Origin of the sequence: Streptococcus sp. 4094, from assembly GCF_013277125.1 — a bacterium.
Taxonomy (GTDB): domain Bacteria; phylum Bacillota; class Bacilli; order Lactobacillales; family Streptococcaceae; genus Streptococcus.
Window position 1 is genome coordinate 1 of the sequence record NZ_VMMI01000036.1, and the last position, 17121, is coordinate 17121.

The 17121-nt window shown below is 39.6% G+C and carries 12 protein-coding genes and 3 pseudogenes; 12 read left to right on the forward strand and 3 right to left on the reverse strand.

The window, feature by feature from the left end:
• Positions 1–88: 88 nt before the first annotated feature.
• The 9 genes and pseudogenes from HT721_RS08590 (at position 89) to HT721_RS11400 (ending at position 10657) form a co-directional block, all read left to right on the forward strand.
• Entirely contained in the window at positions 89–1000 is a 912-nt protein-coding gene (locus tag HT721_RS08590; protein WP_173213471.1) for an Rpn family recombination-promoting nuclease/putative transposase, read from the forward strand.
• Between the two features lie 13 nt (positions 1001–1013).
• A pseudogene (locus tag HT721_RS08595) lies at positions 1014–1325 on the forward strand (hypothetical protein); the annotation flags it as partial.
• Positions 1326–1501: 176 nt separating this feature from the next.
• Positions 1502–2500: an Abi family protein gene (locus tag HT721_RS08600; RefSeq protein ID WP_173229595.1), complete on the forward strand. Its 999-nt coding sequence runs from the start codon at positions 1502–1504 to the stop codon at positions 2498–2500.
• A gap of 94 nt (positions 2501–2594) precedes the next feature.
• Positions 2595–2771, forward strand: coding sequence for a hypothetical protein (locus tag HT721_RS08605; RefSeq protein WP_173229597.1), 177 nt, complete (start codon positions 2595–2597; stop codon positions 2769–2771).
• Positions 2772–2954: 183 nt separating this feature from the next.
• The gene (locus HT721_RS08610; protein WP_173229599.1) at positions 2955–3818 is read left to right on the forward strand and encodes an Rpn family recombination-promoting nuclease/putative transposase; all 864 of its coding nucleotides are present in this window, start codon (positions 2955–2957) and stop codon (positions 3816–3818) included.
• A gap of 1049 nt (positions 3819–4867) precedes the next feature.
• Positions 4868–5167 (forward strand): annotated as a pseudogene (locus HT721_RS11320) (alpha-2-macroglobulin); the annotation flags it as partial.
• Between the two features lie 145 nt (positions 5168–5312).
• On the forward strand, positions 5313–6638 hold the full coding sequence (locus tag HT721_RS08620; RefSeq protein ID WP_173229603.1) for a nucleoside triphosphate hydrolase: 1326 nt from the start codon (positions 5313–5315) through the stop codon (positions 6636–6638).
• Between the two features lie 142 nt (positions 6639–6780).
• Complete coding sequence (locus HT721_RS11325) at positions 6781–8391, forward strand: N-acetylmuramoyl-L-alanine amidase family protein (protein ID WP_173229605.1); 1611 nt, start codon at positions 6781–6783, stop codon at positions 8389–8391.
• Positions 8392–8518: 127 nt separating this feature from the next.
• Positions 8519–10657: a cell surface protein gene (locus HT721_RS11400; RefSeq protein WP_173213459.1), complete on the forward strand. Its 2139-nt coding sequence runs from the start codon at positions 8519–8521 to the stop codon at positions 10655–10657.
• A 153-nt stretch (positions 10658–10810) separates the two neighbouring features.
• Here HT721_RS11400 and HT721_RS08635 read toward each other — a convergent pair.
• Together HT721_RS08635 and HT721_RS08640 are read right to left on the reverse strand one after the other, a co-directional pair.
• Positions 10811–11188: pseudogene (locus HT721_RS08635) on the reverse strand (hypothetical protein); the annotation flags it as partial.
• Entirely contained in the window at positions 11189–12127 is a 939-nt protein-coding gene (locus tag HT721_RS08640; protein WP_173213454.1) for an Rpn family recombination-promoting nuclease/putative transposase, read from the reverse strand. It lies immediately after the preceding pseudogene.
• A gap of 147 nt (positions 12128–12274) precedes the next feature.
• Here HT721_RS08640 and polA point away from each other — a divergent pair, with 147 nt between their 5' ends.
• Together polA and HT721_RS08650 are read left to right on the forward strand one after the other, a co-directional pair.
• On the forward strand, positions 12275–14908 hold the full coding sequence (gene polA, locus HT721_RS08645; RefSeq protein WP_173213983.1) for a DNA polymerase I: 2634 nt from the start codon (positions 12275–12277) through the stop codon (positions 14906–14908).
• 84 nt (positions 14909–14992) lie between these two features.
• Entirely contained in the window at positions 14993–15430 is a 438-nt protein-coding gene (locus tag HT721_RS08650; RefSeq protein ID WP_000076477.1) for a CoA-binding protein, read from the forward strand.
• A 108-nt stretch (positions 15431–15538) separates the two neighbouring features.
• On the opposite strand, the gene HT721_RS08655 is transcribed toward HT721_RS08650, so the two are convergent.
• A complete protein-coding gene (locus tag HT721_RS08655) occupies positions 15539–16549 on the reverse strand; it encodes a YeiH family protein (RefSeq protein WP_173213981.1) in 1011 nt (336 codons plus the stop codon).
• 148 nt (positions 16550–16697) lie between these two features.
• Between HT721_RS08655 and HT721_RS08660 the strand changes: the two genes are divergently transcribed.
• Positions 16698–17121: aminotransferase class I/II-fold pyridoxal phosphate-dependent enzyme (locus tag HT721_RS08660; RefSeq protein WP_173229607.1), on the forward strand; the 424-nt coding region annotated here is incomplete at its 3' end.

The following is a 17121-nucleotide window of genomic DNA, read 5'->3' on the forward strand; positions in this document are numbered from 1 at the left end:
TGTTTTGAGCAACCTGCGGCTAGTTTCCTAGTTTGCTCTTTGATTTTCATTGAGTATAAAACTGTGGTATAATAAAAGGAGGAAAAGGATGATTCTAAGACATCCGGGCATCAGCCCGACTAACGATTTGGTTGCTAAGAAAATTTTTAGCAATCCAGAAATCACTTGTCAATTTATCCGCGATATGCTGGATTTACCAGCAAAAAATGTAACCATTTTGGAGGGGAGCAATATTCACGTTTTGCCTTCCTTGCCCTACTCGGCGCAGGATTTTTATACCAGTATAGACGTTTTGGCGGAGTTAGATAACGGTACTCAAGTTATTATCGAAATACAAGTTCATCATCAGAATTTTTTCATTAATCGTTTGTGGGCTTATCTATGTAGTCAGGTCAATCAAAATCTCGAAAAAATTCGCCAACAAGAAGGAAACACTCACCAAAGTTATAAACACATCGCACCAGTATACGCTATTGCTATCGTTGACAGTAATTATTTTCAAGATGATTTAGCCTTTCACAGTTTTAGTATGCGAGAGGACACGACAGGTGAGATATTAACCATCACAAACAATGGACAAGAAAACCATCTAGTCAAGATGGCATTCTTGGAATTAAAAAAATATAGAGAAACCAGCAAAGACGAGGTTCGCAAGCCATGGTTAGAGTTTTTCGGGAACAAACCCTTTACCCAGCAACCTGAGCGAGCCATCAGCCAGGCAGACCAACTGCTGGACTATAAAAGCTGGTCCGAGGAGGACAGGAAAATGTTTAGTCAACTACGTATGCGTGAAGAACAAGCCTTGTTAGCACAGGACTATGCCTTGGAAACTGCTAGGGCTGAAGGTCTTGAACAAGGACGAGCAGAAGGCGTTGAACAGGGACTGGAGCGTGGGAAAATATTTACCTTTCTAGATTTAGTACGCCAACATGTTTTAACTTCCGAATTCGCGAGTGAACAATTGGGTATGTCAGTAGCGGAGTTTGAAGCACTTTTGTAATACCATCACAGTAATGGCGTTCTTGGAATTAAAAAAATACAGGGAAACCAGCAAAGATAGCATTCGCAAGCCATGGTTGGAGTTTTTTGGGAACAAACCCTTTACCCAGCACCCCGAGCGAGCCATCAGCCAAGCAGACCAACTGCTGGACTACAAGAGCTGGTCCGAGGAGGACAGGAAGATGTTTAGCCAACTACGTATGCGAGAAGAACAGGCCTTGTTAGCACAGGACTATGCCTTGGAAACTGCTAGGGTGGAAGGTATCGAACAAGGACTGGAGCGCGGGAAAGTTGAAGGATAAATCTTTGCCTTTATTGATTTAGTATGACAACATGCTTTGCCTTCCGAATTTACGAGTGAACAATTAGACACAAATTGAAAAAATATCAAGTTGACTTGACTTTTTTTATAGAATAGTATAGTATTTAGATACAAGCACTCCTTTTGCTCCCTGTTTCATAGCAACTGGAGTCATTTTTTTATAAATTTAGAAGGTTAATGATGTACACAACTGATAGTAGTATTTCTTTGTCAAGAGATTTAAAGAGAGAAATGAAAGCATTTTTACCTCTTGAAGATTTGGTAAGTTATCTTTCAGATAAGCTAGATATGTCACCTGAAGAGGAACTAGATTCCAAAAATTTTTTACGTTGCCATAATTACTATTCGTTTTCTGCTTTTATTAAACAGGTTCCAGATAATCTTCATAAAGGAAAATTTCAAGCAGCGATTTCATTGTATGAATTTAATGACTGGTTGTCACAGTTTCTGTTTATATTTTCTGGTAGATTAGAGCAGTTTATAAAATCAACTTTTATTGAATCGCTTTGTCAGCAATATAATGGAAAATATCAAAAAGGTGAGTGTTACTTGGATGAAACTATTTATGAAAACTCTGAATTATATAACGAATTTATTTCAATTATAGAAAAACATTTATCAGAGAATCAAAGTCTTTCAATACAGCATCATATCAAAAATAAAGGTTCTAAATTCCCAATTTGGGTTCTTTTTCAAGAGATGACTTTTGGGGAAACAACTCGTTTTATAAGTGCACTGAAAAAAGAGTACCGAGAGTATTGGATAGATACTACATTTTTATCAACTGGTGTGGTAAATTCTAAAATTCATGGAGAAGAAATCCAGAGTAAATTATTTGGCTGGGTTTCAGCTACATGGCATATGAGAAATAGGACAGCACATCATTTAAGACTATATGGTCAAAATTTTACAATAGCAAGTCCAAGTTTCTTTTCAGCTGATTTGCGTCAAATAAACAAGAATGCAGAGACTAAAAAGAAAAAGACGCATAATAACGATTTATTTGCTTATCTTTTAGCTATGAAAAATCTTATACAACATCATTCACATTCTTTTGTTCAAGATTGGAACGATTTTTTGACGACTTTAGAGGCACAGTTGATGGAAAAGTCAAATATCATATTATCTAGTAAGATTGGTTTGCCAAGCAATTGGAAAGATATATTGTGGATCGGTTGAACTAAGGAATGATTTTTTACTCAAGTTATTATTCAGAGAATCTTTGAGAATCCAGATGAGAAACCAAACATTAAGAAGTTGATTACCAAGATGAATGAAGGATAAGATGCGAGATTTGGGAATCGCTATAGCGGACGATGTAATAGCTGAACAAGGTGAGAAAATCAGAATCATCAAGGAACACGATGATGCTCTTTCCGTCTGTAAAGAAGATTTGGAAACTCAGTCAAGAATACCAAGAGCAGGTCAAGATGATTCAAATCGTTCCTAGATTCAGTGTGCTTTAATTTTAAAAATTAGGTGTCAAAACCTTTTTTAATACAGACAAAATTAAGGATAAACAATAATTTTAATAACTTTTATTTTTTTCGTCTCTTTTCCGAATAAATAGATAGAAGCATTGAATCTAGTAAACCTAGATTTAAAAATGTGCTATAATGAAAGGAGAGAAAGTATGACATTACGTCATCCGGGCATCAGCCCGACCAATGACTTGGTTGCTAAGAAGATTTTTAGCAATCCAGAAATTACTTGTCAATTTATCCGCGATATGTTGGACTTGCCAGCTAAAAATGTGACCATTTTGGAGGGAAGTAACATTCACGTCTTGCCTTCCCTGCCCTACTCAGCGCAGGATTTTTACACTAGTATAGATGTTTTGGCTGAGCTGGACAATGGTACGCAAGTTATTATTGAGATTCAAGTCCATCATCAGAATTTTTTCATCAATCGCCTGTGGGCTTACTTGTGCAGTCAGGTCAATCAAAATCTAGAAAAAATTCGCCAACGAGAAGGCGATACACACCAGAGTTATAAACATATCGCACCAGTATATGCAATTGCTATTGTGGATAGTAATTACTTCCAAGATGATTTGGCCTTTCACAGTTTTAGTATGCGCGAAGACACGACAGGTGAAGCATTAACCATCACAAACAATGGACAAGAAAACCATCTAGTCAAGATGGCATTCTTGGAACTAAAAAAATATAGAGAAACCAGCAAAGACGAGGTTCGTAAGCCGTGGTTAGAGTTTTTCGGCAACAAGCCCTTTACTCAACAACCTGAGCGAGCTATCAGTCAGGCGGACCAACTGCTAGACTATAAGAGCTGGTCCGAGGAGGACAGGAAAATGTTTAGTGAACAACGCAGACGCGAAGAACAAGCCTTGTTAGCACACGACTATGCCTTGGAAACTGCTAGGGAGGAAGGGAAATTTTTTGCCTTCCTAGATATGGTCCACCAAGGTCTTCTGACTTCTGAGGTTGCCAGCCAGCAGTTGGGCATGACTGTCGCTGAGTTTGAGTCCTTGCTATGAGGTCACATTTTAAATAGTAGAAAGTTAATGAAATGGCGAGTTATTTCTAAAATACTTGTCATTTTTGCTTGACATTTGGAAGGGGTTATAGGATAATACCATAGAAGTGAGTTCTATCCAACTATCGATATGGATTAGATATGTGAGGTTTGACTCAGGGTTTAAGAAATTTGTGAGATTTTCACTTGGGAGATACGGTATTTGAAGGGTATTTCATCTCACAAAAGCGTTTTTTTATCTTTTTTGAAAAAATAGGTAAAAAGTTGATGAAAACCCTTGACAAATCCTGCAAATATTTATATACTGTATGGTAGTAAGATAGTCTTACGAAAAAATTTTTAAAGAAAAACAAAGGAGATAAAACGATGAAAAAAGTTTTATTGACAAGCGCAGTCGCTCTTGCAGCATTTGGTGCTGTACAAGCTGTTTCAGCTGATGGTAACAACGGTTATAGTAGTGGTGTTGTAAACCCACTTACTGGTAAAATCGATCAAGCTAACTATAGCGGAAACACAGTTGTTTCAGCTCACACTGGTGTAGTTGCTGATGCTGACCAATACAAACCAGCAACTCCAGTTACAAACCCATACGCTGTAAGAAATCGTATCGGTAAAGATGGTAAGGTTTTACCAGATGTATTTGGTAATGGTACTCATGTTCGTGTACATGTTAAAGATGTCCAAGGTAACCCTGTAGCGGGTGTTAAAGTAGCTGCTTTAGTATACAAAACACCAGATGACTTTGACAACTACAAAAAACCAGCTTTAATTGAAGGAATTACTGACGCAGCAGGTGATGTTGAGTTTGCTGTTGAAAACGGTGGTTATGTACTTTACCGTGTTGATCAAGCTCCAAGAGGTTACTTTGTTCCTGCTAATCTTACAGTAGGTACTGTACTTGATTCAGAAGAAGTTGTACGTGAAGGTTCAGACATGTTTGTTAACGGTGAGTTGACAATCGAAAAAACTGACACTTATAACGTTGTTCGTACTGAGTGGGTTAAAGATGACAACGGTGTGTGGTACTACTATGAAGATAACAAACAAGTTACTGGTTGGAAACAAATTGACGAAAACTGGTACTACCTAAATGAAAAAGGTGAAATGCAAACTGGTTGGGTTAACGTTGGTGGAACTTGGTACTACCTAAACAAATCAGGTGTAATGCAAACTGGTTGGGTTAACGTTGGTGGAACTTGGTACTTCCTTGAAGCATCAGGTGCTATGAAAGCTAGCCAATGGTTCCAAGTTAAAGACAAATGGTACTACGTTAACGCTTCAGGTGCCCTTGCAGTTAACACTACTGTAGGTGGATACACTGTAAACGGAAACGGTGAATGGGTTAACTAATTTAGTTTAATCAAAAAAGCAGGAGATTTCTTCTGCTTTTTATTTTTTCCATAAAAAGTTCAGTTTTTTTTAGAATTTTTTTAAAAAATAAGATACAATAAAACTAGGTTTATTACCTAAAATTTTAAACATGGAGAATGCTCATATGAAAAATAAAAAAGCTTTAGCCCTAGCAGTAGCTAGCTTGACAATGGCAAGTGCAGCAGTTTTAACCAGTTACTCTGCAATTACAGCTCGTCCAGTAAGTGCGGAAGAAGTTGTTTATAGAACTGAGTGGATCACAGTGATTAATGGTCGTTCACAAGAACGTAAGACAGTATTTTTTGAAGATGGGAATCAGCCGATCTCTAAACATTCGACAATTGAAGGATTTGAATTTCAACGTGCCTATGTTGAAGGGGGAAGAAAATACTACTTATTCGTTGAGAAAGGGACAAAGATTGATGATTTTGTAAATGATCCCGATGCGTCTGTCAGTGAGTTAAATACTCAAGGCTATAAAACTTCTGATAAAGATGTAAAATGGCGTGTGTCTGCTGGTAATCGTTATCTTTACTATAAAGGAAATCCTGTAAAAGGTTGGGCTAATGTTGATGGAAAAACTTACTATTTTGATAGTGAAGGTGTTATGGCTCACGGAGTTCTTGAAAACACATCTGAACGTTACTATCTAGACGGACAAGGTGTTAAGAAAACTGGTTTCATTAAAGTAGGAGAAAAAACCTATTATTTTGTGTCAGATGGAGCTCGTAAGACAGAGATTATCTCTGAAAATGGAAAAACTTATTTTGTCAAAGATGGTGTTGTGACAATTGGAGCGCATAAGGTAGGTGCTAAATGGTACTTCTTTGCTGAAGACGGTACAACCAAGTCAGGTATTGTAAAAGATAGTGCTGGAAAATGGTATTACATTACTACAGAAGGTGAGCGTAAGACAGGTCTTATCAAGGGTGCTGGCGATAAGTATTACTATGTCACTGAAGAAGGTGAACGTAAGTTTGGGGAAATTACCGTTGATGGTAAAACATATTTCTTAACAGATGAATCTAATACAAAAGCTGGCTGGAATAAAGTTGATAGTAACTGGATTTATGTAAATAAAGAAGGCAAACGTCAAGTTGGCTGGTTACAGGATGGTGGTAAGTGGTATTACTTTAACGCTGAGGGCATCATGCAAAAATGGTGGGTTAAAGATGGTAGCACTTGGTACTACCTAAATGGTTCAGGCGAAATGCAAACAGGCTGGTTGCAAGATGGTGGTACTTGGTACTACCTAAACAACTCAGGTGCTATGCAAACAGGTTGGGCTAAAGTAGGTGATTCATGGTACTACCTTAAAGGTTCAGGTGCTATGGTAACAGGTTGGTTCCAAGTAGGTGGTAAATGGTATTATGCTTATAGTTCAGGTGCCCTTGCAGTAAGCACTACAGTAGATGGTTACTATGTAAATGCCAACGGTGAATGGGTATAAAATAACAAAGAGAGTGGTTTGAACTGCTCTCTTTTTGTTACTTTTAAATATTTCTACACTTTTTATGTTTTTTATTGCATTTATTATAGGAAAGAGATATAATCTATATAAATTTAACCATTTAATAAAGGAGGTTCTTCTCATGAAGAAAACACTAACAGGTATCTTACTAGCTACTTCAGTGCTAGCTATGGCTTCAGTTCAACCAGCACAAGCTGCCGAAACAGGGGCAACAACGGCTACAACAACTTCTACGGTTAAAGAAGTCCACTATGCAACATTTAAAAATGGTGGACCTGTAGATATTAAAGATGCACTTACAGGTGCTGCTGTGACAGCTGAATCTATTAAAGAACACCCAGAAATTGCAAGTTATGTCTATACTTCTAGTAGAGAAGAGGATGGTATTATGTATCATATGTATGCGCCAACTGCTACAACAGGTACTACGAATTCTGGTACTCAAACCAATCCATACCATAGAGATAACAACCAAAACAATGGTAGCATTAGTAATGCTAATGGGAATAATAACCAAAATGGTACTGGTGCAAACAATAATAATGGCTCAACAACAAATTCTAATTCTCCAGTAAAAAAAGTTCGTTTTGTAGAATATAAACCTGGTAGTGATGTTCCAGTTGATATTAAAGATCCACGTACAGGCTCTGCAGCTTCTGATACCAGTCGTCTGGATATTGCCAACTATACTTATGTTACTGGTGAATTAAAAGGTGATACACTTTACCATATCTATCGCTCAAATTCAACAACTAATACTAACCAAAATCAGTCTGCAGCGGCAGGTCAGTTCAAAACAGAGAACGGAAAAGTCTACTATATCAAGGACGGTAAAAAAGTTACTGGCTGGCAAAAAATTGATGGTAAGAATTACTACTTTGAAGCTGATGGAGCTATGAAAAAAGGTCTATTGACTGCAGGTGATAAGCAATACTATTTAGATGAAAAAGATGGTGTTAAAAAGCTAGGCTTTGTAAAAGTTGCTGATAAGGTTTACTATTTTGTTGAAAATGGTGATAAGAAAACTGGCTTTATCAAAATTGATGATAAAACTTACTATCTAAAAGAAGGTGTTCGTCTAACAGGGGATATTACAGTAGACGGAAAACATTATTTCTTAGATGAGGAAGGTGTCCTTAAACCAGGTATTGTTTTAATTGATGGTAAAAAATTCTTCATTGATGATGAGGGAAATCGTCATGTTGGATGGAAGAAAATTGGACTGGATTGGTATTATTTCTCTAAAGAAGATGGAATGAAGACAGGTTGGGTCAAAGATGGGGCATGGTATTACTTGGATGAAACTGGTGTGATGAGAACTGGTTGGAAACAAGTTGATGGTAATTGGTACTATCTTAACGGCTCAGGTGCTATGCAGACAGGCTGGAAATTTATAAATGGTAGTTGGTACCATTTTGACAGTTTAGGTAAAATGGGTACTAGATGGATAAAAGACAATGGTACATGGTATTATCTTGACGGTTCAGGTGCTATGCAGACTGGTTGGAAGCTTTTAGATGGTAACTGGTATTACCTCAATGATTCAGGTGCTATGCAAACAGGTTGGCTCAAGCAAGGTGGTACTTGGTATTATCTTGCTGGCTCAGGTGCTATGAAGACAGGTTGGTACCAAGTTAGCGGTAAATGGTATTACTCATACTCATCAGGAGCTTTGGCTGTGAACACAACTATCGATGGTTACACAGTAAATGCCAATGGTGAGTGGGTGTAATGGATATAATAAAGAAATAAGGGGAAATTCCTCTTATTTTTTTATCATTTTAGAGTGTGATTTCTTGAATTTTTAGGAAAAAAATGGTAAAATAGAACCAAAAAGTACCAAAGGTGGTCGATATTTTATGGATAAGAAAAAATTTCTAACTGCTAGCTTGGCTAGTGTTGCTGTTTTAGGATCAGCATTTGTTGTATCTCAACCGTCGGTTGTAAAAGCGGAAGGTCAACCTGTAGCTAGTAGTCAACCAGCTGAAAATAAAGAATCAGCACAAAAAGAATTTTTAGCTAATTTTGATAAAGCTGTAGAAGCTACAGTTAAAGAATTAAAAGAATATTTAGACAATGCAAAAGAAGATCCAGAATTACAAAAACAAATTCAAGGGTTTATTGATGAATTTGAAAAACGAACTAAAGACCAGAAGGCTGACTATGAAAAACGCTTCAAAGCAGGTTTAACTGTAGAAGAAGCTGAAAAAGAAATAGAGAAAAAAGCTAAAGAAGAGGAAGCTGCAGAGGAAAAAGAAGCTAAGGAAGAAGCAGACGCACAAGCAGCATTTTTAGCTAATTTTGACAAGGCATTAAAGGATACGATTGCAAAATTAGAAGAATCTGCAAAAAATAATCCTGAAATAAAAGAACAAATTCAAGATACGATTGAAAAATTAAAAGCAGAAGCAGAGAAAACAAGAGCTAAAATCGAAGAAGGTTTCAAACAAGGCTTAACTGCAGAAGAAGCTGAAAAAGCAATCGATGATGAAAATAAAAAGTTAGCAGAAGAAGCAAAAGCAAAAGCTGAAGAAAAAGCAGCACAAGATGAATTCTTAGAGAATTATGATAAAGCGTTAGAAAAAGCAGTTGCAGAATTAGAAAAAGCTAAAACTAATAGTCCAGAAGAAGCAAAAGCAAAAGCTGATACAATTACAGCATTAAAAGCAGCATCAGATGAAACAAGAAAACAAATTGTAGAAGGCTTCAAACAAGGCTTAACTGCAAAACAAGCTGAAAAATTTATCGATGAATTAAATAAGAAAGCAGCAGAAGAAGATAAAGAGGCTGCAGTAAAAGAGAAAGCAGCTCAAGAAGAATTTTTAGCGAACTATGATGCAGCATTGAAAGCAGCAATCGCAGAATTAGAAAAAGCTGAAACTAATAGTCCAGAAGAAGCAAAAGCAAAAGCTGATACAATTGCAGCATTAAAAGCAGCATCAGATGAAACAAGAAAACAAATTGTAGAAGGCTTCGAAAAAGGATTAACTGCAAAACAAGCTGAAAAATTTATCGATGAATTAAATAAGAAAGCAGCAGAAGAAGATAAAGAGGCTGCAGAAAAAGAGAAAGCAGCTCAGGAAGAATTTTTAGCGAACTATGATGCAGCATTGAAAGTAGCAATCGCAGAATTAGAAAAAGCTGAAACTAATAGTCCAGAAGAAGCAAAAGCAAAAGCTGATACAATTGCAGCATTAAAAGCAGCATCAGATGAAACAAGAAAACAAATTGTAGAAGGCTTCAAAAAAGGCTTAACTGCAAAACAAGCTGAAAAATTTATCGATGAATTAAATAAGAAAGCTGCAGAAGAAGATAAAGCTAAAGAAAAACCGGCAGAAAAACCGGCAGAGAAACCAGCTGAAGAGCCATCTCAACCAGCGCCGGCTCCAGCTCCAAAACCAGAGCAACCAGCACAACCTTCTGTTCCTGCAAGACCAGCTAATCCTACATATGTCCCTTCATATGTTCCATCATACAGCTCATATTCTGTAGTAGAACCAGCTAAACCAGCTTCTCCAAAAACAGGCTGGAAACAAGAAAACGGTATGTGGTATTTCTACAATACTGATGGTTCAATGGCAACAGGTTGGCTTAAAGATAATGGCACATGGTATTATCTAAATGCAAATGGTGCAATGGCGACAGGCTGGTTACAAAATAATGGTTCATGGTACTATCTAAACAGCAATGGCGCGATGGCAACAGGTTGGCTTAAAGATAATGGTACATGGTACTATCTAAATGCAAACGGTGCAATGGCAACAGGTTGGGTTAAAGATAATGGTACATGGTACTATCTAAATGCAAATGGTGCAATGGCAACAGGTTGGCTTAAAGATGGTGATACATGGTACTATCTTGAAGCATCAGGGGCTATGAAAGTAAGTCAATGGTTTAAAGTTTCAGACAAATGGTACTATGTTGACGGTTCAGGTGCCCTTGCAGTAAATACTACTGTAAATGGTTACACTGTAAACGGAAACGGTGAATGGGTTTAATTTTAGATAGTTGAATCATGACAGGAGAGAAATCTCCTGTTTTTTTGTGGTATATAATCGCGTGAGGGCTTTGTTGGACAGTAGAAAATAAAAAGTGAACAAGACAATATTTCATTCTTGTTCGCTTTTATGTTATTATGTGATTGTATAATTTTACAACAGTGTCTCAAACTCAGAGACTGTCATGCCCAACTGCTGACTTGCAAATTCGGAAGTCAGGAGACCTTGGCGGACTAGATTTACTAAACCTACTTTTAATCCCTGTTCAAGCCCCTCCGCACGCCCACGCTCTAAGCCTTTTTCCTCCGCTTGTTCCAAGGCATAGTCCTGTGCTAACAAAGCTTGTTCTTCGCGCATACGTAGTTGACTAAACATTTTCCTGTCCTCCTCGGACCAGCTCTTGTAGTCCAGCAGTTGGTCTGCTTGGCTGATGGCTCGCTCGGGTTGCTGAGTAAAGGGCTTGTTCCCAAAAAACTCCAACCACGGTTTGCGAACCTCGTCTTTGCTGGTTTCTCTGTATTTTTTTAATTTTTATTTATGATGGTCTTTCAATAATTCTTCAAACTCAGAGACAGTCATACCCAGCTGATGGCTGGCAAATTCAGAGCTTAAAACATGTTGGTGAACTAAATCAAGAAAGGTAACAATTTGTCCTTCAACTTTCCCTCGCTCTAGTCCCTGTTCAATACCTTCTGCTCGCCCACGCTCTAAGCCTTTTTCCTCCGCTTGTTCCAAGGCATAGTCGTGTGCTAATAATGCCTGTTCTTCACGCATACGTAGTTGACTAAACATTTTCCTGTCCTCCTCGGACCAGCTTTTATAGTCCAGCAGTTGATCTGCCTGGCTGATGGCTCGCTCGGGTTGTTGAGTAAAGGGTTTGTTCCCGAAAAACTCCAACCATGGCTTGCGAACCTCGTCCTTGCTGGTTTCTCTGTATTTTTTTAATTCCAAGAATGCCATTTTAACCAGATGGTTTTCTTGTCCATTATTGGTGATGGTTAAGACTTCACCCGTCGTATCTTCTCGCATGCTAAAACTATGAAAAGCCAAATCATCTTGGAAGTAATTACTATCTACGATGGCAATAGCATATACTGGTGCGATGTGTTTGTAACTCTGGTGGGTATCACCTTCACGTTGGCGAATTTTTTCTAGATTTTGATTGACCTGACTGCACAAGTAAGCCCATAGGCGATTGATGAAAAAATTCTGATGATGCACCTGAATTTCAATAATTACTTGCGTTCCATTATCTAGTTCAGCTAAAACATCTATACTTGTATAGAAATCCTGTGCCGAGTACGGTAGGGAAGGCAAGACATGAATGTTACTTCCCTCTAAAATCGTTACATTTTTGGCTGGTAAATCCAACATATCGCGAATAAATTGACAAGTGATTTCCGGATTGCTAAAGATTTTCTTAGCTACCAAATCATTGGTCGGGCTAATGCCCGGATGACGTACAGTCATATTTCTTCTCCTTTCATTATAGCACATTTTTAAATCTAGGTTTACTAGATTCTCTGGCTCTATCTATTTATTCGGAAAAAGTTTGAAAAATACTTGCTCTAGCTCTTTCCAATGGTATTTTTCCCTGCTTTCCTTTATAATGGGTGTATGGATAAGAAAAAATTATTATTGATTGATGGGTCTTCTGTTGCTTTTCGGGCGTTTTTTGCGCTCTATCAGCAGTTGGACCGTTTTAAGAATGCGGCTGGTTTGCATACCAATGCCATTTATGGCTTCCAGTTGATGTTGAGCCATTTGTTGGAGCGGGTTGAGCCGAGCCATATTTTGGTGGCTTTTGATGCGGGTAAGACGACCTTCCGTACAGAGATGTATGCGGACTATAAGGGTGGTCGGGCTAAGACTCCTGATGAGTTTCGTGAGCAATTTCCCTTTATTCGTGAGTTGCTGGATTATATGGGGATTCGTCATTATGAGTTGGCTCAGTATGAGGCGGATGACATCATTGGGACACTGGATAAACTAGCAGAGCAGGATGGTTTTGATATTACCATTGTCAGTGGGGACAAGGACTTGATTCAGCTGACGGATGAGCATACGGTGGTTGAAATTTCCAAGAAAGGTGTGGCTGAGTTTGAGGCCTTTACGCCAGACTATCTCATGGAAAAGATGGGCATCACACCGATGCAGTTTATCGATCTCAAGGCGCTCATGGGTGATAAGTCGGATAATATCCCTGGGGTTACTAAAATTGGTGAAAAGACGGGTATCAAGCTCTTGCTGGAGCATGGCTCACTCGAGGGGATTTATGAGAATATCAATGGGATGAAGGCTTCTAAGATGAAGGAAAATCTTATCAATGATAAGGAACAGGCCTTTTTGTCTAAAACACTGGCGACCATTGATACCAAGGCACCGATTGAGATTGGTTTGGAGGATTTGGTCTATAGCGGTCCAGATGTGGAAAATCTTGGGAAATTCTACGATGAGATGGGCTTCAAACAACTCAAGCAGGCTTTAAATGTGTCGTCAGCTGATGTGGCTGAGAGTTTGGACTTTACTATTGTTGACCAAATCAGTCAAGATATGCTGAGTGAGGAGTCTATCTTCCACTTTGAGCTTTTTGGTGAGAATTACCATACGGATAATTTGGTTGGATTTGCCTGGTCTTGTGGGAAAAAGCTCTATGCCACAGACAAGCTTGAGCTGTTGCAAGAGCCTATTTTCAAGGACTTCTTAGAAAAAACACCTTTGAGAGTTTATGACTTTAAGAAGGCTAAAGTTCTTTTGCATCGTTTTGGTGTGGATTTGCAGGCACCTGCTTTTGATAGCCGTTTGGCTAAATACCTCCTTTCGACTGTGGAGGACAATGAAATTGCGACCATCGCTAGTCTTTATGGTCAGACTTATTTGGTTGATGATGAGACTTTCTATGGTAAGGGTGTCAAGAAGGCCATTCCTAAACGCGAGAAATTCTTGGAACACTTAGCTCGTAAGCTTGCAGTTTTGGTTGAGACTGAGCCTGTTTTACTTGAAAAACTTAGCGAAAATGGGCAATTAGAGCTTCTTTATGATATGGAGCAACCTCTGGCTTTTGTCCTTGCTAAGATGGAAATTGCTGGGATTACGGTCAAGAAAGAGACCTTGCTTGAGATGCAGGCTGAAAATGAGCTTGTCATTGAAAAATTGACTCAGGAGATTTACGAACTGGCTGGTGAGGAGTTTAATATCAACTCGCCTAAGCAGTTGGGAGTGCTTCTCTTTGAAAAATTGGGTCTTCCTCTGGAATACACTAAGAAAACCAAGACAGGTTATTCGACAGCCGTGGATGTCTTGGAACGCTTGGCTCCTATTGCTCCGATTGTTAAGAAAATTCTCGATTACCGTCAGATTACCAAGATTCAATCCACTTATGTAATTGGCTTGCAGGACTGGATTTTAGCTGATGGCAAGATTCATACGCGCTATGTTCAGGATTTGACCCAGACTGGGCGTCTGTCTAGTGTGGATCCAAACTTGCAAAACATTCCTGTGCGTTTGGAGCAGGGCCGTCTCATTCGTAAGGCTTTTGTGCCTGAGTGGGAGGATAGTGTGCTGCTTAGTTCGGACTACTCACAGATTGAATTGCGCGTTTTGGCGCATATTTCTAAGGATGAGCACTTGATTAGGGCCTTCCAAGAGGGTGCTGACATTCATACTTCGACAGCCATGCGGGTCTTTGGCATTGAACGTCCTGAGGATGTGACTGCAAACGACCGTCGAAATGCCAAGGCGGTCAACTTTGGAGTGGTTTACGGGATTTCAGACTTTGGTTTGTCTAATAATCTGGGCATCAGCCGTAAGGAGGCTAAAGCCTACATTGATACCTACTTTGAACGCTTCCCGGGTATTAAAAACTACATGGATGAAGTGGTGCGTGAGGCGCGTGATAAGGGCTATGTGGAGACACTCTTCAAGCGTCGTCGTGAGTTGCCAGATATCAATTCGCGCAACTTCAATATTCGTGGTTTTGCAGAGCGGACAGCTATCAACTCACCTATCCAGGGTTCGGCAGCAGATATTCTCAAGATTGCCATGATTCAGCTGGATAAAGCCTTGGTTGCAGGTGGTTATCAGACTAAGATGCTTCTGCAAGTGCACGATGAAATCGTCCTTGAAGTTCCTAAATCTGAATTGACAGAGATGAAAAAATTGGTCAAACAAACCATGGAAGAAGCCATTCAACTCAGTGTTCCCCTCATCGCAGATGAGAATGAAGGGGCAACCTGGTACGAGGCTAAATAAAAAGGGGACTAGTCCTCCTTTTTTGTAGTAGAATTATGCAAGCCTTTTCAAAATGTGCTATACTGATGAAAAAGGAGGATTTCTATGAGTCAAGAATTTATCAATCCAAGTGATGGCGTGATTCGTCAGTATCTCGCAACGAGTAAAACCCTAGCTGTGGTGGGCTTGTCAGACCGTGAAGAAACAACTAGCAATCGAGTGACCAAGGAAATGCAGGCTCGGGGTTATAAAATTATTCCAGTCAATCCCAAGGCGGCAGGTGGTGAAATCTTGGGTGAAAAGGCTTATGCTAGCCTAGCAGAGATTCCTTTTCCTGTAGATATTGTCAATGTTTACCGTCGCAGCGAGTTTTTGCCAGATGTGGCGCGTGATTTTCTCAAGGCTGATGCTAAGATTTTTTGGGCACAGCTAGGACTTGAAAGTCTAGAAGCGGAAGAGATTTTGCGTGCTGGTGGATGCGATGACATTGTGATGAATCGCTGCATCAAGAGAGAACATACTCGCTTAATTGAGGAAGCATAAGAAAAGGTAGCTGATGGGCTACCTTTTGTGTTATACTCAATGAAAATCAAAGAGCAAACTAGGAAACTAGTCGCAGGCTGCTCAAAACACTNNGATTTTCGAAGAGTATTAGAAAATGCCGATAAGGGTCTGCATACCAAGACTGGTGAGGATGATGGCAATCCAGCAGACGGCTCCGAGAACAATGGATTTTCCACTGGATTTGACCATAGCGACCAGATTAGTTTTGAGACCGATAGCACTCATGGCCATGATAATGAGGAATTTGGAAAGTTGTTTGAGAGGGGTAAAGAAACTACTGGACACACCGAAATAGGTCAGGAGGGTGGTTAGGAGAGATGCAAGGATAAAGTAAAGGATAAAAAGTGGGAAGACTTTTTTCAGTTGCAGGCCTTGCTTATTTTTTTGTTCACGACTTTGCCAGTAGGAGAGAAAGAGAGTGATGGGGATGATAGCTAGGGTGCGCGTGAGTTTGACAATGGTTGCGGATTCGAGGGTATTGGTCTGGTAGAGACTGTCCCAGGCGCTGGCGGTAGCAGTTACAGAGGAAGTATCATTGACCGCAGTTCCTGCAAAGAGGGCGAAGCCTTCATTAGATAGATGAAGCCAGGTGCCGAGGGTTGGAAAGATGAGCGCAGCCAAGACATTGAAGAAAAAGATAACGGAGATAGCTTGGGCTACTTCCTTTTCCTTAGCATGGATAACAGGCGCTGTCGCCGCAATGGCAGAACCCCCACAGATAGAAGAACCCACTCCAATCAAGGTAGCCAGTTTTGTATCCAGTGCAAAGAAGTGCTGGAAGAGGTAGGCAACAATCAAGGCTATTGAAATGGTGGATAGGATGACAGGGAGTGAAGATTGCCCAACTGCGAAGACTTGCGAGATATTGAGACCAAAACCAAGTAAGATAACGGCATACTGGAGCAATTTTTTAGAACTAAAGGTCAATCCAGCATCCAGTTGTTTATAAGACGAGAGAAAGGGATGTAGGAGCATGCCTATGAAAATGGCAAAAACAGGCGCGCCAATCACAGGGAAGAATCCTCCTAAGTACCAAGATACGATAGAAATGAGAAGGCAGGCCAAGATACCTGCTCCATTTTTTGATAGAAATGACATAAAAACCTCCAAATAGAATCTGTTATCATTATAGACCTATAAACAGGAAAAGTAAAATAGAAAGTGGAAAGCTATTCTCTAATGTATTTTTGCGGTCGGGGGGCTTTTGTAGTATAATAGAGATACGTTTTTACAGTAGGAGGTATCTATGGACTTAACTAAGCGCTTTAATAAACAGTTAGATAAGATTCAAGTTTCGTTGATTCGTCAGTTTGACCAGGCTATTTCGGAGATTCCTGGGGTCTTGCGTTTGACCTTGGGGGAACCTGATTTTACAACGCCAGATCATGTCAAGGAGGCGGCCAAGCGAGCGATTGACCAGAACCAATCCTACTATACAGGGATGAGTGGTCTGCTGACTCTACGTCAGGCGGCCAGTGACTTTGTTAAGGAAAAGTACCAACTGGACTATGCTCCTGAAAATGAAATCTTGGTCACTATCGGAGCGACAGAGGCTTTATCTGCTACTTTGACGGCTATTTTGGAAGAGGGAGACAAGGTACTCTTGCCAGCTCCTGCTTATCCGGGTTATGAACCGATTGTCAATCTAGTTGGGGCAGAGATTGTCGAGA